Source organism: Altererythrobacter sp. CAU 1778 (assembly GCF_054482795.1).
Genome location: NZ_JBTLRP010000001.1, coordinates 122,900 through 144,637, shown reverse-complemented (window position 1 = coordinate 144,637; position 21,738 = coordinate 122,900). Strand labels below are relative to the sequence as shown.

Genomic DNA, 21,738 nt, shown 5'->3' with positions numbered 1-21,738 from the left:
CGCGCCCTGTGGGCGCGCGGCGAGGTGGGTGAGATCGTGCCGGAGGAACTGTTCGATGCGATCGCGGAAGTCATATTGTGGGCGAAACGTGCGCGCGATGGCCACGCGCCGATGCTTTGCGATCTGCAACGCGAGCGCGAAGAAAATGGCGACGCCCGGAATGCGGCCAGCCGCGCCCAGACCAACGCACCCAACCAACAAGGGCTCCAACACGAAAGGATATCCGCCGCATGAGCGCCGGAACCGTCTTATCGTCCATCTTCGCTATCATACTGTCACTCGCTTTCGTGCTGGCCCTCGCATTCGGCGCGATCTGGCTCTTGCGAAAGTTTCAGGACGGCAGCTTTGGCAAGATCAGGCCGGGCGAGGGGGGGCGCACGCTGCGTTTCGAGCGGGCGCTCCCCATCGGTCCGCGCGAGCGGCTGGTGATCGTCGAACTGGACGGCGAACACCTCCTGCTCGGCGTTACTGCCAGCACTATCACGCAGTTGCGAAGCTGGCCGAAGGACGAGGCAACATCCTTTGATCAGACGGAGGATGCGCCAGCGGCGCCCCCCGAATCCCGCCAGCGGTTCCGCCTGCCCATGGCGCGGAGCGAGCCTTCGTGACGGCGGCGCAGGCCGGTATCGCAAGCGCCCTGCCGGACATCGCACCGGAACAGGCCGGTTTCGCCCACGCCGTCGCGCGGGTCTTGCGCGATCACGGCCTAGAGGTCGCGATCCGTTCGGTGCAGGGATCGGAAGGCGGTTGGTACCTCGGACCGAATTTCGCCTTCCGACCTGCACGGGCAAATGCCGCACCGGTCGGGGCCGACGGCCAAAGGCTGCAACAGGCGCTCGAAGCTCACAGAGAATTGCTCGATATGGTGGAGGCGGCCACCGGACTTGCGGTCGAGTTTAACGACTACGGTGCTTTGGAGGAGGACTGTGCAGCGACGGTTCTGTCCCGCTCCGATGAGCTCGCCGGCGAACTAGTCGCGCTGGTCTCTTGTCCGTGCGCTCCCTTCGCGAGGGCGAAGTCGCCCTTGTCGCTCGAATGCATCGCGGCGCAGCTTTCCATGGAAGACGCGGCGAATACCGGCCCCGGCGACATCGTGATTCTCTCGGCAGGACCATGGCCGTTGCGGCAGTCGTCGGGCGACGCGGGCGCCGCGCGCCTGGGCTTCGATCCATTGAGCGGGCGGGTAGCGCCTTTCCCACAACCAAATTCAACAGCAGCCGGAGAGCATTCGATGGCCGAACGCCAAGGAAATGAAAGTTTCACCGTGCCGGTCGGGATATCCCTGCCCGATACGGTGGTATCGGCGGCAGATCTCGACACACTGGCGCAGGGCGGGACGATCGAACTCGGCGCGGTCAGCGAAGGTCTGAATGTGACGCTCTCCGTCGGAGGGCGCACGCTGGGGCGCGGCGAGCTGATCAGGCTGGGCGACAGGTTCGCCGTGCTGATCGAAGATCCGGCCGAGACGGGCAGCACCCAGACTCCGAGCGACGATCCGCATATCGAGGACGACGTCTGATGGAACTCGGTTCGTTTACGCCCGGCTCGGCGTTATTCACCGTCATCATCATCGCGCTGGCCCCGTTCTTCGCCGTGATGGTCACCAGCTTCACGAAGATCGTGGTTGTGCTCTCCATAGTCCGCAATGCGCTTGGACTTCAGCAGACGCCGCCGAACGTCGTGCTGAACGGCCTTGCGCTGATCCTGACGGTATACGTGATGTATCCCACCTTGCAGGATATGTCGGCGGCAGCGGGGATCGGAGACGGAGCGGTGGCGACGATGCCGGGCGACACGCCGGAATTGCCGCCGGAGATTTCCGATACGGGCGAAATCCTGACAACCGCGGATCGGGTCAAGGAGCCGCTGCGCGATTTCTTGGTGAGGAACAGCGATGCCGGCGACCGGGCGTTCTTCCTCGCCACGCAGCGCCGTATCAGCGGGCCAGACCGGGCCAGCGCGCTAAGCGACACCGATTTCGTCATCGTCGTGCCCGCCTTCGCCGTGCGCGAGCTCAAGATCGCCTTCCAGATCGGCTTCCTGATATTCTTGCCTTTCCTGATCATTGATCTCGTCATCTCCAACATATTGCTGGCGCTGGGCATGATGATGCTCAGCCCAGTCACCATATCCCTGCCGTTCAAGATATTACTGTTCGTGCTGATCGACGGCTGGGTGAAATTGAGCCACGGGCTCGTCCTGTCGTACGCGATGTAGCGCCCCGATGGATCCGACCGACATCACGATTGAGGCGCTGTGGCTTGTGCTGCTGCTCTCGGCACCGCCGATCATCGCGGCCTCGCTGGTCGGCTTGCTGGTCGCGGTGATCCAGGCGGCGACGCAGATTCAGGAACAGACTCTCCAGTTCACGCTCAAGTTCTTCGCCATCGTGCTGACGCTGTTCATCACGGCCTCGCTCGTCGCGGGCAGCCTCTATGCCTTCGGCGACCAGATCTTCTCCAACTTTCCGCGGATGGTCGGATGACCGTGGCCGCGGCTATCGGGGATTCGCTCGTCTCGGCAGCGCCCTGGACGGAGCAGGCCCTGCTGGTCGGCGCGGCATCGGCGCGCTTCGCCTTTGCTTTCCTGATGATGCCGCTGTTTTCGCCGCAGCTGGTGCCGCCGCTGGTGCGGAACTCGCTGATCGTGACCTTCGGGCTCGTCGCGCTGTCCTTGCCGGTGGGGTTCCAGCCCGATGTGCTGAGCGCCGGGGACTGGCTGTGGCTGCTGGCGCGCGAGGCAGCGGCGGGCGCGATCATCGGGTTGTTCTACGCCACCTTCCTCTGGGCAATGGCGTCTGCCGGGGAGATCATCGACAGCAAGACCGGAGCGACCATCGCCCAGATCGTCGATCCGCTGAGCGGCAATACGCAGTCGCTGTCCGCCACGCTGCTTGGCCGCTTCGCGCAGGTCACATTCGTGTCGGCAGGGGGTCTGACGCTCCTGGTGGGCACGGTGATGGTGAGCTACGCCGTATGGCCGATGGGGCCGGGCGGCGTAGCGCTGGACATGCGGGCCGTCACACTGTTCGAAGGGGAATTCGGGCGGTTCTTCATGATCGCCTTCGTGCTTGCCACCCCGGCGCTGCTGGTGCTCTACGTTATCGACCTCGGCCTCGGCCTGCTCAATCGTTTCGCGCAGAACTTCAACGTCTTCATGCTTTCCCTCCCGATCAAGAGCCTTGCTGCGCTGTTCATCGTGGTGTTGATCCTACCGCTGCTCGGCCGCATGGTGATCACCGATCTGACGTCGCGCGATGCAGTTTCGCAGGGTATGCTGGAACGTGTGGGCGAGCCCGGATGACCGACCCCGCACCATCGGACGACGCAGATCTGGCTGTACTCATCGCGCGGATGCGCGAAATGGCTGCGAGAGACCCGGCACGGCAGCGTCAGGTCACCGTTGGCGAATTCCTGGTCGATGGCGCGCGGGTGCCACTGTCCTTCGTCGAGAGCCTCCAGCAACTCACGCGCATGGAAGCCGCCGCCTTCCGCTTCGCCGGCTGGGGCCGATCCAATGCCGATATCGCGACGTTGCTTGCGATCAGCGAGGGCACGGCGCGAACGCATCTCAACAGCACGGTCCGCAAGCTGGATCTGGACGGCATGCGCGAGCTGGTGGCGCTGGGCGGGCTGCTGTTCCACTCGCTGGATTGAGCCGCGGCAAAGAGCGCGGCCTATACGTTCTGCAGATACCGGTCATTACGGCGGAGGCTTAGCGTGCCTGCCGAAGCATCCGGAGAACGCCCGTGATCGAAGGCTCGACGTCAAGCTCGCCAGTTCGCCAGTCCCCGGCTGCGACCGAGCGATCCTATACGACGCCTGCCGCGACGGCTTCCACATTACTCGCCCGCCACCGCGCGGGCGGATTCGATGCATCGGGCCTGCAGCGCGATGCCGCTTTGCTGCGCGCGCAACTGCCTGGACAGGCGCAGGCGGTTGAGGCGCAGATCGCCGCCAGGCTTACGCCGAGGGAGGCAGGCGAATACGCCCGTGCGTGGGATACGGCACAGGTCTGCACCGTCCCCGCCGGCCTTGTCCCGCAGCAGGCGCCGGCGAACGATCCGGGTGGCCCCTCCACTGCGACAGTGGTCGCCGATCTGACGCAGATGACGCTCGATCTGGTGGGGATCGTCGAGCCAACGCCGTTCGCGGACGGGAGCAATGCTCTGATCTCGCTTGGCCGCATGGGCGGTGCCCTGTGGAACCGCGAGTGGGGAGAGGCCGGCGGACACCTGCTCAACGGCACGCTTTCTGCGGCCGGCGTCATTCCCTATCTCGGCGATGCGGCAAAGGCGGGCAAGATCGGCAAATGGGCGCAGACCGTGGCCGATGCCGTGACGATGGCCGCCCGCAACCCGGCCGCCCGTGGCGCGCTGGAGGCACCGTTGCGCGAAATTCGCGATCTCCTGGACAAGATCCCTCAAGGCGCGATCGATGCGATGCCGGGCAGTGCGCGCGAATCGCTCGAGCGGATGAGGACGCAGCTCGACGAATTCTTCGATCCACCCCCCGCCCCGCGCGCCATCGACACGCGCCCACAGATCCAGATCGACGGCGGCAGTCCCGGCAACTGGTCGCGCGAGCTCAATGCGCCGAACCTCCGCGCCAATGCCGACTACCAGGTCAATGGTTACACCTATCGCACCAATGCAGACGGCCAGGTCGAAGCCGTCTCTGGCCGGCTCGATCTTTCGACGGCAGAACGCAATGGCTACCAGCAACGCGTCGCAGGCAGGGACGACAGGCTGGAGAGCGATCAAGGCGGTCATTTGATCGCCAGCATATTCAGCGGGCCAGGCGAGCGCGTAAATCTGGTACCGATGGATGGAAACCTGAACATGGGCCGATGGCGGTCCATGGAAGATACAATGGCCGCTGCGCTGCGCGAAGGTCGCAGCGTTGATGTGAACATCACTGTCCGCTATCCGGAAGGCAGTGCCCGACCCAACGCATTCCGTGTCGAATATACGATCGACGGGAACACGCAGGTCGAAACATTTCGCAATCGGCCCGGAGGCAATTGAGTGAACCAGACCGCGCTTTACCAGACGCTAGCGCAGGCGCTGATGGTAACTTGCCCCGATGGCTTCGAGGAAGCCCGCATCGATGCGGAAATTGATTCCGACTGGTCGAAGAAAGCCTACAGCTGCAAGGTCGATGGCGAATGGTCGCAGGGCCGCTCAATTCCGGCAGAAACCGATTTCGATGTCGACGATGCGCTCTACGAACTGCGCGACCTCATGCAGCAAGATGGCAGGGCTGCCTGGACCAGCTGCCGGTTCACGCTGAAGCCCGACGGCACCTTCAATCTCGACGTTACATATCCGGATTGACGCCGCGGGCAGGGGCTAGAGGCCGTAGGTCAGCCGTACGCCCATCATGTCGATGCCGGGGTTCTGTTCGCTGTTGAACAGCTGCGCGTGGCTGATGTGGACCCAGCTCGCCTCGATATCGAGCCGCTCGGTCAGCTTCGTGCCGATAGCGATTTCGGGCTCGAACAGCACGCGGCTGCCGAGATCGGTGCGGGTCCGCGTCTCCGGATCGAAGCGCTCGCTCGGTCCGTCGTGGACCACCACGCCAAGGCCGGGCCGGACGTAGAAGCGCTCGCTGCCGATTTTCCAGCTGAGCCCGCCCCCGGCAAAGCTGGTGTCGCCCGCCGTGTTGATCGAGGCGAGAACGTAAGGCTGCGGTTTGCCGAGGAAGTTCAGCGCCTCCTGCTTCTCCCATCGATAGCCGAGCTCGATGTCCGCCCCCGCCTCCTCGACAGCGAAGGTGAAGGGCGTTTCCACTTCGTGAAAATAAGCTCCGGCAAAAACTTCCTGCGCCTGTGCCGGCGCAGCAAGCGTCAGCGCGCCGAGCGTGGCGGCAATGGCGAGCGTGGTTCTTGTCATCTGGCGGACCCCTGTTGCTATGCCCGCGCCTTGGCTGTTGCCAGCTTGCCGCAAGCTTAAGAGAAAATCCGGCGACGTCCGGCTCGGCGCTGTCCCGCCACCACCCTCGCCACTATCCGGGGCGGCTTTATGACGCAGACAGACGCCTTTCCGAAGCCCGGCGCGCATCCATGGAGGACCGAGATACGGGCCACCTTCGCGCTCGCCTGGCCGCTGGCGTTGGCGAATCTTCTGCAAATGCTGGTCTTCGCGCTCGACGTCATCTTCATCGCGCGGCTGGGGGAGCGTCCGCTGGCAGCCAGTTCGCTCGCAATGGCGCTGTTCGGCACCGCCATGTGGATGTTTATCGGCGCGACCGGGATGGTCTCTGCTCTGATCGCGGCGGCGCTGGGCGAAGGGCGCGGTGTGGTCCGCAAGGTCCGCCGGGCAACGCGCATGGCGCTGTGGCTTTCAGTGCTGTGCGGGCTGCTGGTGATGGTGATGTGCTGGTTCGGAGAATCGATCCTGCTTGCGACCGGGCAGGAAACGGACATCGCCGCAATGGCCGGGCGATATCTCCGGATCCTGATGTGGGCGACCATTCCCGCCATCGCTGCCAATGTGTTGCGCAGCTATGTCTCGTCGCTCGGCCGCCCTTACATCGCCACGCTCGTCCTCACCATGCAGATCGGGGTGGCGGCGGCGACCAACTACATCTTCATCTTCGGCAAGCTTGGTGTCCCGGCCATGGGCATCGAGGGCGCGGCGATCGCCAGTGTCATCACCGCGGTCTTCACCCTGTTCGCCTACGTCGCGCTGATCGCGCGCTATCCCGACCTGTCGCGCTATCGCATCTTCGGGCGGCTGTGGGTGTTCGACCCCGTTGCCTTTCGCACGCTTGCCGTGACCGGCGCGCCCGTTGCGCTGACCATTCTGGCGGAAGCCGGTCTGTTTAATTCCGCCGCCTTGATGATGGGGCTGTTCGGCACCTCGCAGCTCGCCGGACACACACTCGCCCTCCAGATCGCCGCGCTTGCCTTCCAGGTCCCGTTCGGCGTGGGACAGGCGGCGACCATCCGCGTGGGCTATTTTTTCGGCGCGCGCGACCGTGAAGGGATGGGTCGTGCAGGGTGGACCGGGATTGCCATGGGCGTCGGCTTCATGGCGCTGACCGCCAGCATCATGGTGTTCGCCCCGCACGCGGTGCTGCGGATCTATATCGACCCTTTCGCGCCGGAGAACGCCGCAATGGTGGCCTATGCCATCCCGTTCCTGCTGGTTGCCGCAGCGTTCCAGCTGTTCGACGGTTTGCAGGCGGTGGCGGCGGGCGCATTGCGCGGATTGCAGGACACCCGCACGCCGATGTTCATTGCGATCGTCAGCTTCTGGGTGCCGGGCCTGGGTGCGATGTGGTGGCTGGGACTCAACACGCCGCTGGAGGGCATCGGGCTGTGGATCGGGCTGCTGGTCGCGCTGGTCTGCGTGGCCTTCGCGCTGACGTGGCGGTGGCAGCGGCGCGATGCGCTGGGCCTGACGACAAGGCTGCCGGCTCAGCCCGCCTGACCGCGCCAACGCCCCGGCGGAAGCGAAAGATTTTTCGCCGCCGCCCCGTTGACTCCGTCAGGGCGCAACCCCAAATGCGGCGCGCTGGCACTCTCCCATCGGGAGTGCCAACGACGTTTCAATCTCTCAACCGAAAGAGGTCCAACTATGGCATTCCGTCCGTTGCACGACCGCGTTCTGGTCCGTCGCATCGAAGCCGACGAAAAGACCGCCGGCGGCATCATCATTCCCGACAGCGCCAAGGAAAAGCCGAGCGAAGGCGAAATCGTCGCCGTGGGCACCGGCTCGAAGGCCGAAGACGGCACCGTCACCCCGCTCGACGTCAAGGCAGGCGACAAGGTCCTGTTCGGCAAGTGGTCGGGCACCGAGGTGAAGGTCGACGGCGAAGACCTGCTCATCATGAAGGAAAGCGACCTGCTGGGCGTGATCGACTGATCCACGCTTCCAATCCGCACAAGACCCCGGCTTTCGCCGGGGATCGATAGAACTTCTCAGGAGAAAACATCATGGCAGCCAAGGACGTAAAGTTCGGCCGCGACGCGCGCGAGCGCATCCTCAAGGGCGTCGACACGCTCGCCAATGCCGTCAAGGTCACGCTCGGCCCCAAGGGCCGCAACGTCGTGATCGACAAGAGCTTCGGTGCCCCGCGCATCACCAAGGACGGCGTCACCGTCGCCAAGGAAATCGAGCTCAAGGACAAGTACGAGAACATGGGCGCGCAGATGCTGCGCGAAGTCGCATCGAAGGCGAACGACGCCGCCGGTGACGGCACCACCACTGCGACCGTGCTGGCTCAGGCCATCGTTCGCGAAGGCATGAAGTCGGTCGCTGCAGGCATCAACCCGATGGACCTGAAGCGCGGCATCGACATCGCCGTGACCCGCGTGGTCGAGAACCTGAAGTCGCGTTCGAAGGACGTGTCCGGTTCGCAGGAAATCGCCCAGGTCGGCATCATTTCCGCCAATGGCGACCGTGAAGTCGGCGAGAAGATCGCCGAAGCCATGGAAAAGGTCGGCAAGGAAGGCGTGATCACCGTGGAAGAGGCCAAGGGCCTCGAATTCGAACTCGATGTCGTCGAAGGCATGCAGTTCGACCGCGGCTACCTGTCGCCCTACTTCGTCACCAACCCCGACAAGATGACCGTGGAACTGGAAAATCCCTATATCCTGATCCACGAGAAGAAGCTGTCGAACCTGCAGTCCATGCTGCCGATCCTCGAAGCCGTGGTGCAGAGCGGTCGTCCGCTGCTGATCATCGCTGAAGACATCGAAGGCGAAGCGCTGGCGACCCTGGTGGTCAACAAGCTGCGCGGCGGCCTGAAGGTCGCAGCCGTGAAGGCTCCGGGCTTCGGCGATCGTCGCAAGGCAATGCTGCAGGACATCTCGATCCTGACGCAGGGCGAGATGATTTCCGAAGACCTCGGCATCAAGCTCGAGAACGTCACTGTCGGAATGCTCGGTGAAGCCAAGAAGATCACCATCGACAAGGACAACACGACCATCGTCGATGGCGCAGGCGCCCAGGAAGACATCAAGGCACGGGTCGAACAGATCCGCGCCCAGATCGAAACCACCAGCAGCGACTACGACAAGGAAAAGCTGCAGGAACGGCTCGCGAAGCTGGCCGGCGGCGTGGCCGTGATCAAGGTCGGCGGTGCTTCGGAAGTCGAAGTGAAGGAACGCAAGGACCGCGTCGACGACGCTCTCCACGCAACCCGCGCTGCTGTCGAAGAAGGCATCGTTCCGGGCGGCGGTACTGCGCTGCTCTACGCCACCAAGGCTCTCGAAGGGCTGAAGGGCGAGAACGACGACCAGACGCGCGGCATCGACATTATCCGCCAGGCGATCATGGCGCCGGTGCGCCAGATCGCGCAGAACGCCGGCTTCGACGGTGCGGTGGTTTCGGGCAACCTGCTGCGTGAAGACAACGAAGCGCAGGGCTTCAACGCGGCCACCGACGTGTACGAAGACCTGGCTGCTGCCGGCGTCATCGACCCGACTAAGGTCGTGCGCACCGCGCTTCAAGATGCGGCCTCGGTCGCCGGTCTGTTGATCACCACCGAAGCGGCGATCAGCGAAATGCCGGAAGACAAGCCGGCTGCGCCGATGCCCGACATGGGCGGCATGGGCGGTATGGGCGGCATGGGCTTCTAAGCCAGCCACCCTGCGCCATTGCGCTGAAACATCAGGCCCGGCAGGAGCGATCCTGCCGGGCCTTTTGCTTACCGTCCGAGGGCGGAGAAATATTTGAAACTTCCGGCACTTTCGCCGAAAGTGCGCGTTATTCCCAATTGCGCTTTTTCTTGGAAGGGGTCTCTTGCGCGCATCCGGTTCCAGCATGGCTGCCACGGCAGGACGCCGCCCCGCGCGAGCAGGGCGTTCGGCCGCCCCGGACATCCGCATGGAACTGCGCCGCAGTACCGCACAGGAACATCTCGCGACCGAGGAAGCTTTCGCCGTCTTCGATCTGTCGCAGGTCAGACATTACAGCCTGTTCCTGCAGGCCCATGCCATGGCCCACCGCGCGATCGAGCCCAGTTTTCGTGGCCGCGGTTTCGCTGGCTGGGCGTCACGTACCGACCTGATTGCAGCCGATCTGACCGCCCTTCAGGCGCCGCGGTCCGCCGCCGCTGTCGAGCCATTGGCGTTCGACAACGACGCCGAGGTCTGGGGCGCGCAATATGTCATCGAGGGCTCGCGCCTCGGCGGGGTGGTGCTCGATCGGCAGGTGCCTGCCGATCTGCCGCGTGCCTATCTCTCTTCCCAGGGCGAAGCGGCCCGCGAATGGCGGCGCTTCTGCGATGCCCTGACCGTCGAGGCCGCTGACCAATCCGCCGACTTCGTGGAACAGGCGCTTGTCGGTGCCCGCAAAAGCTTCGCCGCGTTCCGCGCGACTGCCGAACTCCTGACGCCGAGAATCCCGTGAACGAAACACTCCCCATCGATGCCAAGATTACGCTGACCAATTGCGATCGCGAGCCGATCCAGACGCCAGGCGGCATTCAGCCACTCGGCTTCCTGCTGGCGATGAGCGCCGACTGGCTGATCCAGCGCGCCGCCAATACGGAGAAGTATCTCGGCAAGCAGCCGCACGACCTGCTCGGCACCTCGCTCGGCAACGTGTTCTGCGCGGACGCGATCACGACGCTTCGTGCCCATATCGCCATGCTGCGCGGCACAGACGCGGTCGAGCGCATCCTTGGCCTCGCGCTGAATGAGGAGGGCGAAAAGTTCGACGTCGCGGTGCATTTCTCAGGCAATTCGGTAATCATCGAATGCGAGCCTGCGACCGACGATCAGCTCGAAGCGTCCGCCGCCACCCGGACGGCGCTGGCGCGGCTGAGCCAGTGCAAGGATTCCGACGCCCTGCTGAGCGAAGCGGCGCGCCAGTTCCGCGGCCTTCTGGGCTACAGCCGGGTGATGATCTACCGCTTCGCCGGCGACGAAAGCGGCGAAGTGGTGGCGCAATCGGTCGCGCGCGGGACCGACAGCTTCCTCGGCCTGCATTTCCCGGCCACCGATATTCCGCAGCAGGCACGCAAGCTTTACGTCCGCAACACCTTCCGCATCATCGCCGACGCCCATGCCGATCCGGTGCCGATCGAACCGGTGGGAGAGATGCCGCCGCTCGATCTGTCGATGGCGCTCTACCGGGCGGTGTCGCCGGTCCACCTCGAATACCTTCGCAACATGGGCGTGGTCAGTTCGCTGTCGGTCTCGATCATCGTCGAAGGGCGGTTCTGGGGCCTCATCGCGTGTCACCATGACCGGCCGAAGGTCCCGAGCTTTGCGGAACGCAGCGCGGCGGAGCTGTTCGGCCAGATCTTCTCGCTCCAGCTCGAGAGCAAGCTGCGCGCCGAGGTGTCCGAATACGAAGACGCGGCGCAGCACGTCTCCAACCGCTTGATGAGTGCGGCGGCGCAGGACGAAAGCCGTCTGACCGACGCCGAATGGCTGCATGACCTGATGCCCAGCGCCATCCGCTGCGACGGCGTGGGCGTTTATGTCGACGACAGCGTCTCCCTCGACGGGCTGACGCCGGGGCACGACAATTTCTGCGAGCTGATCCGCGCGCTCAATCGCGCCGATGCACAGACGATCCACCACGGCGACCGCATTTCTGCCTTCGCGCCCAATATCGATCCGGAAAGTTCGCCGGTCGCCGGCTTTCTCGCCATCCCGATCTCGCGCCGTCCGCGCGACTACATGGTGCTGTTCCGCAAGGAGCAGATCGAGACGGTGCGCTGGGCCGGGCAGCAGGCCAAGCACGTCGAACAGACGCCCGACGGGCTCAAGCTAAGCCCACGCAACAGCTTCGACGAGTGGCGCGAAATCGTCAGCGGCCGGAGCGAACCTTTTACCCGTGCCGAAGTCCGCGTTGCCGAAAGGTTGCGAACCACGCTGCTCGAAGTGGTCCTGCGCCTGACCGAAGCGGCAAGCGAGGAACGGCGCCGCGCGGGCGAACAACAGAAGCTGCTGATCGCGGAACTGAACCACCGCGTCCGCAATATCCTGGCGCTGATCCGCGCGCTGATGAGCCAGTCGCGACGCGAGGGCGGATCGATTGCCGAAGTCATCGACACGCTCGAAAAGCGGGTCAAGGCGCTCGCCAGCGCGCACGACATGCTCACGGCCAAGAACTGGTCCCCGGCGAGCCTGCGCGGCCTGCTGGAAACAGAGGTCGAAGCCTATATCGGGCCCAATGTGAAGGCGGGCGGCGACCGCATGAGCATGGACGGTCCCGACGTTGCGATTGCACCCGAAGCCATCCCGATAATGGCGCTGGTGATCCATGAAATGGCGACCAATGCCGCCAAGTACGGTGCGCTGAGCGACAGTGGCACGCTCGAACTGGCATGGCATATGTCGGAGATCGGCGATCTGGTGTTCGACTGGCGCGAGCGTGGCGGCCCCGCCGTCCAGCGCCCCACGCGCCAGGGTTTCGGCACCACCGTAATCAACAATTCGATCCCGCACGAACTCGGCGGCGAAGCGGAAATCCATTACCGCACTAGCGGGGTGGAAGCGCGCTTCACCATTCCTGCGCGCCATGTCGCCTTTGCGGAGGCCGCACCGGAAACGCCTGTCGCCAGACCCGAAGCCGCGGTTGCGCCGGAAGCGGCTTCGCTCGACGGAATGCACATGCTGCTGGTCGAGGACAGCATGCTGATCGCCTTCGACGCGGAGGACAAGATTCGCGACATGGGGGCTGGCGAAGTCACGCTCGCAGCGAGCGTCTCAGCGGCTTGCGAGGCGATCAAGGAAGGCGGCATCCAGATCGCGATGCTGGACTTCAACCTCGGCAAGGAAACGAGTTCCCCGATCGCACGCGAGTGCACCGACCGGGGCATCCCGTTCTTCTTCGCCACCGGCTATGGCGGCGACGAAGCCATTCCATCGGAGTTTGCCGGCGTCCCCGTGGTCGTGAAGCCTTACACTTCCGACCAGATCGAGGACGCCATTCTCAAGTTGCTCGGAAAGGGAGGCTAGCCTCCCTTCCGGCTCGCTTCGGCGCGGGCGACGACTTCGGCGGGCCAGGTGACCTGCGTCTGCGTCTGCGGGTTGAACAGATTGCCCTGATACTGCGCCGCCTCGGCAGCGGCGATCTCGTCCGCGGTCAGAAACTCGCTCGGCTCCAGTGCCAGCACGTCCAGCCCGCGCGCGATCTCGGTCGCGTAGATGCGGCCGTTGTACCAGTAAGCGCTCCAGTACCCGCCCAGCACCATCTGGTCGGCGTCGACCGGCCCACGGTCGAAATAGGCGATTTCGTGAATGTTGGCCGGGTCGGTGAAGTCGATCACGCTGATCCCGCCCTGATACCACGCCTGCACGAAGATATCGCGTCCCGGCACCGGGATGATCGAGCCGTTGTGCGCGACGCAGTTCTCCTTGTCGCTCTGCGGTGCAGGCAGCTTGAAGGTGCCGTTGGCAACCAGCTTGCGTCCCTCGATCGCATAGAAGGCGTCGGCGCCCCAGTTCATCGGATCGCCCGCCTGGCAGCGCGGACGACCGCCGCCACCCCATTCGTCGGTGAACAGCACCTTGGTGCCGTCATTGTTGAAAGTGGCCGAGTGCCAGTAGGCGAATCCCTTGTCCGTAACGTCGTCGATCCGGACCGGCTTTCGCGGGTTCGAGATGTCGAGGATGATGCCATTGCCCGAACACGCGCCCGCCGCCAGCTTCTTCGCGGGGAAGACGGTGATGTCGTGGCACATGTCGGTCCGGTAGGTGTCCTGCGTCCCTTCACCGTGGTCGCCGCCACGCCACAAGCCCGCGATCTGGCCTTCCGCCGCGAACACGCGGGGGCGATCGACGATGCGCGCGGCCGCCGGGTTCTTCACCGGGATTTCGATCACGTCGATGCTGAACAACGCGGTCTCGTCACCCGCAGTGTCGAAGCAGCCCGCCAGTTCCTCGTTGTCGCGCACGTAGGACGTGCCGGAATTGTAGAGCACGATGCTGCGTTCGTCCGCGCTGACGATGGAGTGCGTGTGGCTGCCGCGGCAGGTCTGGACGATGCCGACCTGTTTGGGCTGCGTGATGTCGGAGATGTCGAAGATGCGAATGCCGCGGAAGCGGTCCTCGCTCACCTTCCCCTCCACGCCCTGAAGTCCGCAATCGATGCGCGCGCGGCTGTCCTGCACGCTCATCACTAGCAGGTTGCCGACGATCGAGACGTCGCCCTGCCCGCCGGGGCAGACGGTCGAGCTGACGAGGGCAGGCACGCCATCCTCCCCCAGCCGGTACGCGTTGAAGCCGTGGTAGTTGCCGGTGACGAGAATATCGCCGGAAAACGCCATGTCGGTCTGGGCGAAGGACAGCAGCGAGCCGCGCTCCCCGAACTGCGGTTTAGCCTCTTCCTCCTCCGCGTCTTCGGCCTCGGCGGCGGGCGACTTCGGGGCCTCGGCTTCCTCGTCCTCGTCCTTCTTCGTCTTGAGCGGTTGCAGGCCACCGGGATTTTCCGGATCGAAGAACCCGTCCGGCTTGGGCATGGCCGTGACCAGCCGCATGTTGCTGATCGCCTGCCCCGCATCGCGGAAGCCCGCCGCCAGCGTCGCGCGCGGATCGGACGAGAGACCGGCGAGGAGCGTGTTCATCCGCTCGATCTCGGCCTTTTGTTCGGTCACGACGTCGTTGGTGAATTCGAACATCACCGGGTCGTAGGCCGTGCCCGGATTGCGGTGCAGTTCGTCCACCATGTCGAGCGCGCCCTGATGGTGCGCGATCATCATTTGCAGGAACATCCGGTCGAACGCCGTTCCACTGGCCGCTGCCAGTGCAGCCATCTGCTCCGGGCTCGCCATGCCCTTCATCATGGTGTGCGCCCCGTGCGCCCCGTGCGACATCGGCATGGTCAGCGGTTCGGAGCGCGCCTCGAGCCATTCGCGCATGAACTTCATCTCGTCCGCCTGGCTCGCCTCGATCCGGCCGCCAGCCTTCACCACGTCCTCGTTATTGGTGCGCGAGGCTATCAGCGCCGCCATCTCCACGGCCTGGCTGTGGTGAGTGATCATGTGCTGCATGAATGCGGCATCGGCCGGGGCGTAGGACGTATCTGCGAGCCTCGTCGCCTGTTCGGCGGTCAGCACCTTGCTGGGCTGGCCCGGAGCGCCCGGTTGCACGATAGGTGCGCCCTGCGCCAGGGCTGCGGGTGCGGCCCCTGCCAGCAGCGCGGCCAGCGCGGCGCGCGCGAAAAATCTCGTCGAAGTCCCCATGGAAGAAGCGTCCCTGTCGTGTCGTTTCGTTGACGCCATTCGCCAGCAATGTCGCTTCGCCGTCAAGTGCCGTTGGTCGATGCCCATGCGTCGCTCGTCCCGCACTTCGCGCGGTCTCGAAACAAGCGCGTGATCCGTGCGTTGAGCGGGCAGAACCACAAGAGAGGAGACCGATGGAACTTCCCCACCAGACCACTGTCGCTGTCGTCGACGGCCACAACTTCGCCCTTTTCGAGAACGCCGGATCGTCCGCAGAGCCGCGCCTCAAGCCGCTCGAACGGGTCGATGTCGACGGTACCAATTTCAGCGCAGGCGTGCGCCATCAGGATGAGGTCGGCCAGAAGCTGGGCCGAACCGACCTGGACGAACTCGCACACGCCGCCGCCGCTGCGGAATGGCTCAACAAGGCCGCCATCGGTGGCAAGATCAGCAAGCTGTTCGTGGTGGCCGATCCCAAGTCGCTGGGCGAGATGCGCCGCCACTATCACACCAAGCTGCATGATGCGCTGGTCGGCGAACTCGATCGTACCATGACGTCAGAACCCCCTGAGCAGATCGCGAAGGTTATCGCCTCGGCATAGGAATCCGCCGCCCGCGCGCAATCGTGCGGGCGGCTGACATCGCAAACGAACCGGTCCGTCGTAATTTTGTTGCGATGACCGGAACAAATGTCATTAAGCTTTTGCAAATGCAGCTTGGTGTAATTTGCGAAACATGTCGAAAAATATGATCAATCGCGCGATTGTGGGCCTGGCTACCGGGCTCGCACTTCTTGCCACGCCCGCACTTGCTGAAACCGGCGCCGAACAGCGCCAGAATTTCGAGGCGAGTTTTGACACTGTGCTCGGCACGGAAGTCCGTGCGCCGCAAGTGTATCGTGCGGATTACGACAGCAATTTCGAACGCCTGATCGCGGGCCTTGCCGATGGCTCCAAGGGCCGGATCGGCGTGGCGGCGATGGACCTCACCACCGGACAGAGCATATCGATTCTGGGCGATCAACGCTTTCCGATGGCCAGCACGAGCAAGATCGCGATTGCCGCGACCTTTCTAGAGGGTGTGGATCAGGGCCGCTGGAGCCTGACGAGCGAATTCCCCCTCATGGTGCCGCAAAGCTCGTCGGCGTTCTCCACCCGTGTCGCCCCGGTTAAACCCGGAGCCTATCTTTCGGCCAGCACGCTGCTCGACATAATGATCACGCGGAGCAACAATCAGGCGACCGACGCCTTGCTGAAGGTCGTCGGGGGTCCGCAGGCGGTCAACGACTGGGCGCGCCGCGCGGGCATTACCGACTTCACCCTGTCGCGCGATATCGCCACTCTGGTGCGCGACGATGGAGAAATCGACCCGGCCCGGCAGATCGATCTGCGCGACAGCGCGACGCCCCAGGCAATGGTGCAGATGCTCGCCGGATTGCATGAGGGCAAATGGCTCAGCCGTTCGAGCCGCAATCTCATCATCAACACGATGGAACGCACGCGCACCGGCAAGCGCCGCATCCGCGGACTGATGCCCGCCGACGTGACCGTTGCGAACAAGACCGGCTCGTTGAACAACACGTCGAGCGACATCGGCTTCATCACCGGCCCGGACGGTCACACGATCGCGGTGGCGATCTACGTGACCGGGCAGGGCGCGCGGCCCAATCGCGAATCGCGCATCGCGAGCATCGCGCGCGGACTTTACGACGGTTACCAGACGCAGATCCGGCACATGGCCAATGCGCGCTATTCGCGACCGGGAACGGTCGGCTCCGCGAACTGACGTTGGTGCCGGGCTGAACGCTGGCCCAGCTTCGTCTTTTCAGGACAAACAAAAAGGGCGGCACCCGAAGGTACCGCCCTTTTCGTTGTTTCGCGAAAGCGAAGATCAGTCAGCCTGAGCTTCTGCTTCGGTTTCGTTTTCGACGTCAGCTTCGACTTCAGCAGCAGCTTCGTCGGTTGCAGCAGCAGCGTCAGCAGCAGCAGCGTCAACGGCTTCGCCGGTTTCGACAGCAGCGCCTTCAACGGCTTCGCCAGCGGCGTCAGCGTTTGCAGCGGCGTCGGCCATGGCCGAATCAGCGGTAGCTTCAGCGGCGTCCTGGGTGCCTTCCGAGCAAGCGGCGAGCGACAGAGCCGAAACGGCAGCGGCAGCAAGAATGATCTTACGCATAATATGATGTTCCTTTGAACAGCGAGTAATCCGTCCGGACACTCGCCCGGAGGACAAGGCCGGATCCGCACGGGGCGGCTCCAGCGATGTGAGATGGCAAATAGAGGCAGGAATGTGGCAGCGCAAGGCGAAAAGTGGCGGTCCGTCCCCACAATCGCCTCAAGTGCCGGTATTTGCGGCAATCTTTCCGCAATGAGGCAATTGCGGCGTCTGGCTGATTGCCGGCGTGCGTGGCGTCGAATCCGGCTGACCCGCCCCCAATCCGCTGCTAGATGCGGCGGATATGGCCGACATCGATACCAAGAAGAAGCAGCACCTCTACCTCGTCGACGGTTCTGCCTACATCTTCCGCGCCTATCACCGGCTGCCGCCGTTGACGAACCCCGAAGGCACACCGGTGGGCGCGGTATATGGCTATACCACCATGCTGTGGAAGCTGGCCGACGATCTCGACAAGGCCGATGGCCCGACGCACCTCGCAGTCGTGCTCGACAAGTCGAGCCAGTCGTTCCGCAACGAACTGTATTCCGAATACAAGGCCCACCGCCCCGACCCACCCGAAGATCTGGTCCCTCAGTTTCCGCTGATCCGCGACGCCACCCGCGCCTTCTCTCTGCCGATGATCGAGGAGCCTGACGTCGAGGCGGACGACATGATCGCCAGCTACGCCAAGGCCGCCATCCGCAAGGGCTGGGACGTCACCATAGTCTCCTCCGACAAGGATCTGATGCAGCTCATCGGGCAATGCGCCGACGAGGATCTGGAACCGGGCGTGACCACCGGCGGCTGCATCGACATGCTCGACACCATGAAGGATGCGCGCATCGGGCGCGATGAAGTCGTCGAGAAATTCGGCGTACCGCCCGAACTTCTTGGCGATGTCCTGGCGCTGATGGGCGACAGCGTCGACAATATTCCCGGCATTTACGGCATCGGCCCCAAGACGGCGAGCAAGCTGATCTCGGACAATGGCTCGCTCACGGCCGCGCTCGACGCAGCGCCGGAGATGAAGACGAGCAAGCTGAAGGAACGCCTGCTGGAGGGCCGCGAGATGGCCGAACTCAGCCGCGTGCTGGTGACTTTGAAAGAGGACTGCCCGCTCCCCATCGCGCTCGACGACATGGTGCTCGACGGCATTCCGCCCGAGCCGCTGGCCGGGTTCCTCGAGTCGCACGGTTTTCACTCGCTGCTCAAGCGACTGGGCGCAGGCGCCGGCAGCCCCAATCGGGCGACCAATCTCAATCCCGTCAAGCAGACGCAGGCGAGCGCCGAGGCTGCAGGCAATCGCCAGCTACTGCCCGAAATGCCAGCCGTCGATCGTTCGGCCTACGAATGCGTGCAGACCATGGAGCGTCTGCGTCACTGGATCGACCGCGCCTTCGCTGCGCGGATGGTTGCCGTAGATACCGAGACCAGCAGCCTCGACGCCATGCGGGCAGAACTATCGGGCATCAGCCTCGCGCTCGGCCCCAATGACGCATGCTACATTCCGCTGGGCCACGGCGGCAGCGACATGTTCGCCGAAACGCCGGAGCAGGTCGACCGCAGTGCCGCCGCGGATGCGCTGCGCCCGCTGCTCGAAAGCGATGCCGTCCTGAAGGTCGGCCACAACATCAAGTACGACATCAATATCCTCGCGCGGTGCGCCAATATCCACCTCGCCCCGGTGGACGACACGATGATCGTCAGCTTCGATCTCGACGCGGGCCGTCAGCTCGAAGGCATCGGCGGCGGGCACGGCATGGACGAATTGTCGCAGCGCCACCTTTCGCACACCACGCTGACCTTCAAGGACATCTGCGGCAGCGGCAAGAAACAGATCCCGTTCGGCGAAGTGCCGCTCGACAAGGCGACCGAATACGCCGCGGAGGACGCCGACGTCACCTGGCGCCTGCACAAGCACCTTCACCCGCGTCTGGCGCTGGAAGGCGGGACCAAGGTTTACGAGCGCGTCGATCGCCCGCTGATCCCTGTCGTCGCCGCGATGGAGCGCAACGGCATCAAGGTCGACCGTGCTGCCCTCGCCCGCCTGTCCGAGCAATTTGCCGAAACCACCACGCGCATCGAGAAGGAAATTCACGCGCTTGCGGGCAGTGAATTCACCATCGGGAGCCCAAAACAGCTCGGCGACGTCCTGTTCGACACGCTCGGTTACAAGGGCGGCAAGAAGGGCAAGAGCGGCCAGTATTCGACCGACCAGTCGATCCTCGAACGCCTTGCGGGCGAAGGCGCGCCGATTGCCAACAAGGTGCTGGAATGGCGCCAGCTGACCAAGCTGCGGACCACTTACACCGACGCGCTGCAGGCCGCGATCAATCCCGACACAGGCCGCGTCCATACCAGCTACAGCCTCGTCGGCGCACAGACCGGCCGCCTGTCATCGACCGACCCCAACCTGCAGAACATCCCCATCCGCACGGAAATCGGCCGCGAAATCCGCAAGGCCTTCGTGCCGGAGGACGGCAATGTCCTGCTCGCCGCCGACTACAGCCAGATCGAGCTGCGCCTCGCCGCGCACATGGCCGATGTGCCGCAGCTGAAGGAAGCTTTCGCCAGCGGCGAAGACATCCATTCGCGCACCGCGACGGAGATGTTCGGCACGGTCGACCGCGACACCCGCGCGCGGGCCAAGACGGTGAACTTCGCCATTCTCTACGGTATCAGCCGCTGGGGCCTCGCCGGACGTCTCGGCATCGAGGCGGACGAGGCGCAGGATATCATCGACACCTATTTCAAGCGTTTCCCGGGCATCCAGCAATATATCGTCCGCACGATGGAGCAGGTGCGCGAGCGCGGCTATTCGGAAACGCTGTTCGGTCGCAAGACGTGGTTTCCGCGCATCACCTCCAAGAACCCGAACGAGCGCGCGGGCAGCGAACGCGCCGCCATCAATGCGCCGATCCAGGGGACCAGCGCCGACATCATCAAGCGGGCGATGGTGCGCATGATGCCTGCGCTGGAAGACGCGGGCCTCGGACGCGTGCGGATGCTGTTGCAGGTCCACGACGAACTCGTGTTCGAACTGCCCGAAGGCGATGTCGCTGCCGCCAGCCCGGTGATCGAGCGCGTGATGGCGGAGGCTGCCCTTCCCGCGGTCAAGCTCGACGTGCCGCTCGGCATCGAGATCGGCCATGGTAGCAGCTGGGATGCCGCGCATTAGCGTCTGGCGAAACCTCTCGCGGTTCGTGCCGCTGGTGCTGATCGCCGCTGTGCTGATCGGCGCGGTGCTGCTGATCATGCGAACGGTCGAGCACGAGCGCAACGAACGCCAGCAGGTCGAAGCGACCAACCTTATGCTGGCCGAGCTGCGCAATCTGGGCCGTGCGGTGATCAATGCCGAAACCGGCCAGCGCGGCTACTTCATCACGCTCGACCGCCGCTATCTGGAACCTTACCTCATCGGCAAGGAGCAGTTCGAGCCGACGCTGCGCCGCCTGCGCGAAGTGCACGGCCAGACAATGACGGCGCGGCAGGCCGAGCTGCTCGACGAGATCGAAACCGCGGGCCGTCGCAAGTTCTCCGAGATGGAAGACAACGTCGCGCTTATCAGTGACGGCAAGATCATCGACGCCCAGACGCAGATATTGAGCAATGACGGGCAGCGCAGCATGGCGCAGTTGCGCACGACAATGGCCGAAATGGAGCGTATCGAGCTCGCCATCCTGAAGGATGCCGCAGCCGAAACCGCCGCTGCCGAAGCCCGCGTCCTGCCCCTGCTTGCGCTGCTTCTCGCCATGCTGCTCGCCGCGATCGCGTTCGGCTACTTCCAGATTCGGCGCACCGCGCGGGCAGAGGCAGAGGCCGCGAACACCCGCCAGCTTTCCGAAGCGCGCGATCGCGCCGACCTGCTGGCGCGCGAACTCAATCACCGGGTCAAGAACCTGTTCGCCGTGATCCTCGCCATCGTTCAGCTGAGCGGTCGCGGCAATCCGCAAGCGCAGCCTGTGGTCACGAGCATTTCCGACCGGATCAAGGCGCTGCTGAAGGCGCATGAAGTGACGCAGGGCTCCGACGGGGCCGAGCACGCCGACCTTCGCAGCCTGATCGAAACCACCATCGCGCCCTACCGCGGCACGGACTGCACCGCCGAACTGTCCGGGCCGCAGGTGACGCTCAGCGCGCGGCAGGCCACCCCGCTCGGTCTGGCGCTGCACGAAATGACGACCAACGCCGTCAAGTACGGCGCCTGGTCGAACAACGGCGAGATCGCGATCGCCTGGCGGGTAAGTTCGGCCCGCGATGGAGAGGCGCTGGCGCTGACCTGGCGCGAACTCGTGGATGGCGGCGTCGCCCAGCCCGCAGGCAGCGGGTTCGGCAGCCGGCTGATGGACACCTCCGCGCGCCAGCTCAGCGGCACGGTGGAGCGCAGCTTCACGGACGAAGGCGTCGAAATCGTCATCTCCTTCCCGCTCGATCCGGGCGCGGTCTGACCGACGGG

General features: G+C 64.4%; 20 protein-coding genes and 1 pseudogene. 18 read left to right on the top strand and 3 right to left on the bottom strand.

The window, feature by feature from the left end; all coding sequences use genetic code 11:
• The 9 genes and pseudogenes from ACXYN8_RS00660 to ACXYN8_RS00620 form a co-directional block, all read left to right on the top strand.
• Positions 1–234, top strand: a pseudogene (locus tag ACXYN8_RS00660) (hypothetical protein); the annotation flags it as partial.
• Entirely contained in the window at positions 231–608 is a 378-nt protein-coding gene (fliO, locus tag ACXYN8_RS00655; protein ID WP_458887338.1) for a flagellar biosynthetic protein FliO, read from the top strand. The pseudogene ACXYN8_RS00660 and the gene fliO, both read left to right, overlap by 4 nt.
• Complete coding sequence (locus tag ACXYN8_RS00650) at positions 605–1,519, top strand: FliM/FliN family flagellar motor switch protein (protein WP_458887337.1); 915 nt, start codon at positions 605–607, stop codon at positions 1,517–1,519. Before fliO ends, ACXYN8_RS00650 begins: the two co-directional genes overlap by 4 nt.
• Positions 1,519–2,217 (top strand): type III secretion system export apparatus subunit SctR, encoded by a 699-nt coding sequence (gene sctR / locus ACXYN8_RS00645; protein WP_458887336.1) that lies wholly within the window; start codon positions 1,519–1,521, stop codon positions 2,215–2,217. Before ACXYN8_RS00650 ends, sctR begins: the two co-directional genes overlap by 1 nt.
• A 7-nt stretch (positions 2,218–2,224) precedes the next feature.
• The gene (sctS, locus tag ACXYN8_RS00640; protein WP_458887335.1) at positions 2,225–2,485 is read left to right on the top strand and encodes a type III secretion system export apparatus subunit SctS; all 261 of its coding nucleotides are present in this window, start codon (positions 2,225–2,227) and stop codon (positions 2,483–2,485) included.
• Entirely contained in the window at positions 2,482–3,303 is an 822-nt protein-coding gene (gene sctT, locus ACXYN8_RS00635; RefSeq protein ID WP_458887334.1) for a type III secretion system export apparatus subunit SctT, read from the top strand. The genes sctS and sctT overlap by 4 nt, the downstream gene beginning before the upstream one ends.
• The gene (locus tag ACXYN8_RS00630) at positions 3,300–3,656 is read left to right on the top strand and encodes a LuxR C-terminal-related transcriptional regulator (protein WP_458887333.1); all 357 of its coding nucleotides are present in this window, start codon (positions 3,300–3,302) and stop codon (positions 3,654–3,656) included. The genes sctT and ACXYN8_RS00630 overlap by 4 nt, the downstream gene beginning before the upstream one ends.
• 92 nt (positions 3,657–3,748) lie before the next feature.
• On the top strand, positions 3,749–5,026 hold the full coding sequence (locus ACXYN8_RS00625) for a DNA/RNA non-specific endonuclease (RefSeq protein ID WP_458887332.1): 1,278 nt from the start codon (positions 3,749–3,751) through the stop codon (positions 5,024–5,026).
• Positions 5,027–5,335 (top strand): immunity protein YezG family protein, encoded by a 309-nt coding sequence (locus ACXYN8_RS00620; RefSeq protein ID WP_458887331.1) that lies wholly within the window; start codon positions 5,027–5,029, stop codon positions 5,333–5,335.
• Positions 5,336–5,350: 15 nt separating this feature from the next.
• On the opposite strand, the gene ACXYN8_RS00615 is transcribed toward ACXYN8_RS00620, so the two are convergent.
• Positions 5,351–5,893, bottom strand: coding sequence for an acyloxyacyl hydrolase (locus ACXYN8_RS00615; RefSeq protein WP_458887330.1), 543 nt, complete (start codon positions 5,891–5,893; stop codon positions 5,351–5,353).
• 129 nt (positions 5,894–6,022) lie between these two features.
• On the opposite strand from ACXYN8_RS00615, the gene ACXYN8_RS00610 reads away from it, so the two are divergent.
• The 5 genes from ACXYN8_RS00610 (at position 6,023) to ACXYN8_RS00590 (ending at position 12,924) form a co-directional block, all read left to right on the top strand.
• Positions 6,023–7,435 (top strand): MATE family efflux transporter, encoded by a 1,413-nt coding sequence (locus ACXYN8_RS00610; RefSeq protein ID WP_458887329.1) that lies wholly within the window; start codon positions 6,023–6,025, stop codon positions 7,433–7,435.
• Positions 7,436–7,582: 147 nt separating this feature from the next.
• Positions 7,583–7,870 (top strand): co-chaperone GroES, encoded by a 288-nt coding sequence (gene groES / locus ACXYN8_RS00605; RefSeq protein WP_458887328.1) that lies wholly within the window; start codon positions 7,583–7,585, stop codon positions 7,868–7,870.
• Between the two features lie 71 nt (positions 7,871–7,941).
• A complete protein-coding gene (gene groL, locus ACXYN8_RS00600) occupies positions 7,942–9,588 on the top strand; it encodes a chaperonin GroEL (protein WP_458887327.1) in 1,647 nt (548 codons plus the stop codon).
• Positions 9,589–9,772: 184 nt separating this feature from the next.
• Positions 9,773–10,360: a biliverdin-producing heme oxygenase gene (locus tag ACXYN8_RS00595; protein ID WP_458887326.1), complete on the top strand. Its 588-nt coding sequence runs from the start codon at positions 9,773–9,775 to the stop codon at positions 10,358–10,360.
• A complete protein-coding gene (locus ACXYN8_RS00590) occupies positions 10,357–12,924 on the top strand; it encodes an HWE histidine kinase domain-containing protein (protein WP_458887325.1) in 2,568 nt (855 codons plus the stop codon). The genes ACXYN8_RS00595 and ACXYN8_RS00590 overlap by 4 nt, the downstream gene beginning before the upstream one ends.
• Here the strand turns inward: ACXYN8_RS00590 and ACXYN8_RS00585 are convergent.
• Positions 12,921–15,149, bottom strand: a complete 2,229-nt coding sequence (locus ACXYN8_RS00585; protein ID WP_458887324.1) for a DUF305 domain-containing protein — start codon at positions 15,147–15,149, stop codon at positions 12,921–12,923. The two genes, ACXYN8_RS00590 and ACXYN8_RS00585, sit on opposite strands and share 4 nt — an antisense overlap.
• A gap of 173 nt (positions 15,150–15,322) precedes the next feature.
• Here ACXYN8_RS00585 and ACXYN8_RS00580 point away from each other — a divergent pair, with 173 nt between their 5' ends.
• Positions 15,323–15,730, top strand: a complete 408-nt coding sequence (locus ACXYN8_RS00580; protein ID WP_458887323.1) for a baeRF12 domain-containing protein — start codon at positions 15,323–15,325, stop codon at positions 15,728–15,730.
• Positions 15,731–15,863: 133 nt separating this feature from the next.
• Positions 15,864–16,913 carry a serine hydrolase gene (locus ACXYN8_RS00575; RefSeq protein WP_458887322.1) on the top strand — a complete coding sequence of 350 codons (1,050 nt, stop codon included), beginning with the start codon at positions 15,864–15,866 and terminating at the stop codon, positions 16,911–16,913.
• Here ACXYN8_RS00575 and ACXYN8_RS00570 read toward each other — a convergent pair.
• Positions 16,877–17,284 (bottom strand): hypothetical protein, encoded by a 408-nt coding sequence (locus ACXYN8_RS00570; RefSeq protein WP_458887321.1) that lies wholly within the window; start codon positions 17,282–17,284, stop codon positions 16,877–16,879. The two genes, ACXYN8_RS00575 and ACXYN8_RS00570, sit on opposite strands and share 37 nt — an antisense overlap.
• A gap of 299 nt (positions 17,285–17,583) precedes the next feature.
• On the opposite strand from ACXYN8_RS00570, the gene polA reads away from it, so the two are divergent.
• The gene (gene polA, locus ACXYN8_RS00565; protein ID WP_458887320.1) at positions 17,584–20,460 is read left to right on the top strand and encodes a DNA polymerase I; all 2,877 of its coding nucleotides are present in this window, start codon (positions 17,584–17,586) and stop codon (positions 20,458–20,460) included.
• On the top strand, positions 20,447–21,730 hold the full coding sequence (locus ACXYN8_RS00560; RefSeq protein WP_458887319.1) for a sensor histidine kinase: 1,284 nt from the start codon (positions 20,447–20,449) through the stop codon (positions 21,728–21,730). Before polA ends, ACXYN8_RS00560 begins: the two co-directional genes overlap by 14 nt.
• The last annotated feature ends 8 nt before the right edge of the window (positions 21,731–21,738 follow it).

Coding starts and splice junctions, on each gene's coding strand:
- fliO (WP_458887338.1), top strand. CDS start 231: ATGAGCGCCGGAACCGTCTTATCGTCCATCTTCGCTATCATACTGTCA.
- sctR (WP_458887336.1), top strand. CDS start 1,519: ATGGAACTCGGTTCGTTTACGCCCGGCTCGGCGTTATTCACCGTCATC.
- sctS (WP_458887335.1), top strand. CDS start 2,225: ATGGATCCGACCGACATCACGATTGAGGCGCTGTGGCTTGTGCTGCTG.
- sctT (WP_458887334.1), top strand. CDS start 2,482: ATGACCGTGGCCGCGGCTATCGGGGATTCGCTCGTCTCGGCAGCGCCC.
- ACXYN8_RS00630 (WP_458887333.1), top strand. CDS start 3,300: ATGACCGACCCCGCACCATCGGACGACGCAGATCTGGCTGTACTCATC.
- ACXYN8_RS00615 (WP_458887330.1), bottom strand. CDS start 5,893: ATGACAAGAACCACGCTCGCCATTGCCGCCACGCTCGGCGCGCTGACG.
- ACXYN8_RS00610 (WP_458887329.1), top strand. CDS start 6,023: ATGACGCAGACAGACGCCTTTCCGAAGCCCGGCGCGCATCCATGGAGG.
- groES (WP_458887328.1), top strand. CDS start 7,583: ATGGCATTCCGTCCGTTGCACGACCGCGTTCTGGTCCGTCGCATCGAA.
- groL (WP_458887327.1), top strand. CDS start 7,942: ATGGCAGCCAAGGACGTAAAGTTCGGCCGCGACGCGCGCGAGCGCATC.
- ACXYN8_RS00595 (WP_458887326.1), top strand. CDS start 9,773: ATGGCTGCCACGGCAGGACGCCGCCCCGCGCGAGCAGGGCGTTCGGCC.
- ACXYN8_RS00585 (WP_458887324.1), bottom strand. CDS start 15,149: ATGGGGACTTCGACGAGATTTTTCGCGCGCGCCGCGCTGGCCGCGCTG.
- ACXYN8_RS00580 (WP_458887323.1), top strand. CDS start 15,323: ATGGAACTTCCCCACCAGACCACTGTCGCTGTCGTCGACGGCCACAAC.
- ACXYN8_RS00575 (WP_458887322.1), top strand. CDS start 15,864: ATGTCGAAAAATATGATCAATCGCGCGATTGTGGGCCTGGCTACCGGG.
- polA (WP_458887320.1), top strand. CDS start 17,584: ATGGCCGACATCGATACCAAGAAGAAGCAGCACCTCTACCTCGTCGAC.
- ACXYN8_RS00560 (WP_458887319.1), top strand. CDS start 20,447: ATGCCGCGCATTAGCGTCTGGCGAAACCTCTCGCGGTTCGTGCCGCTG.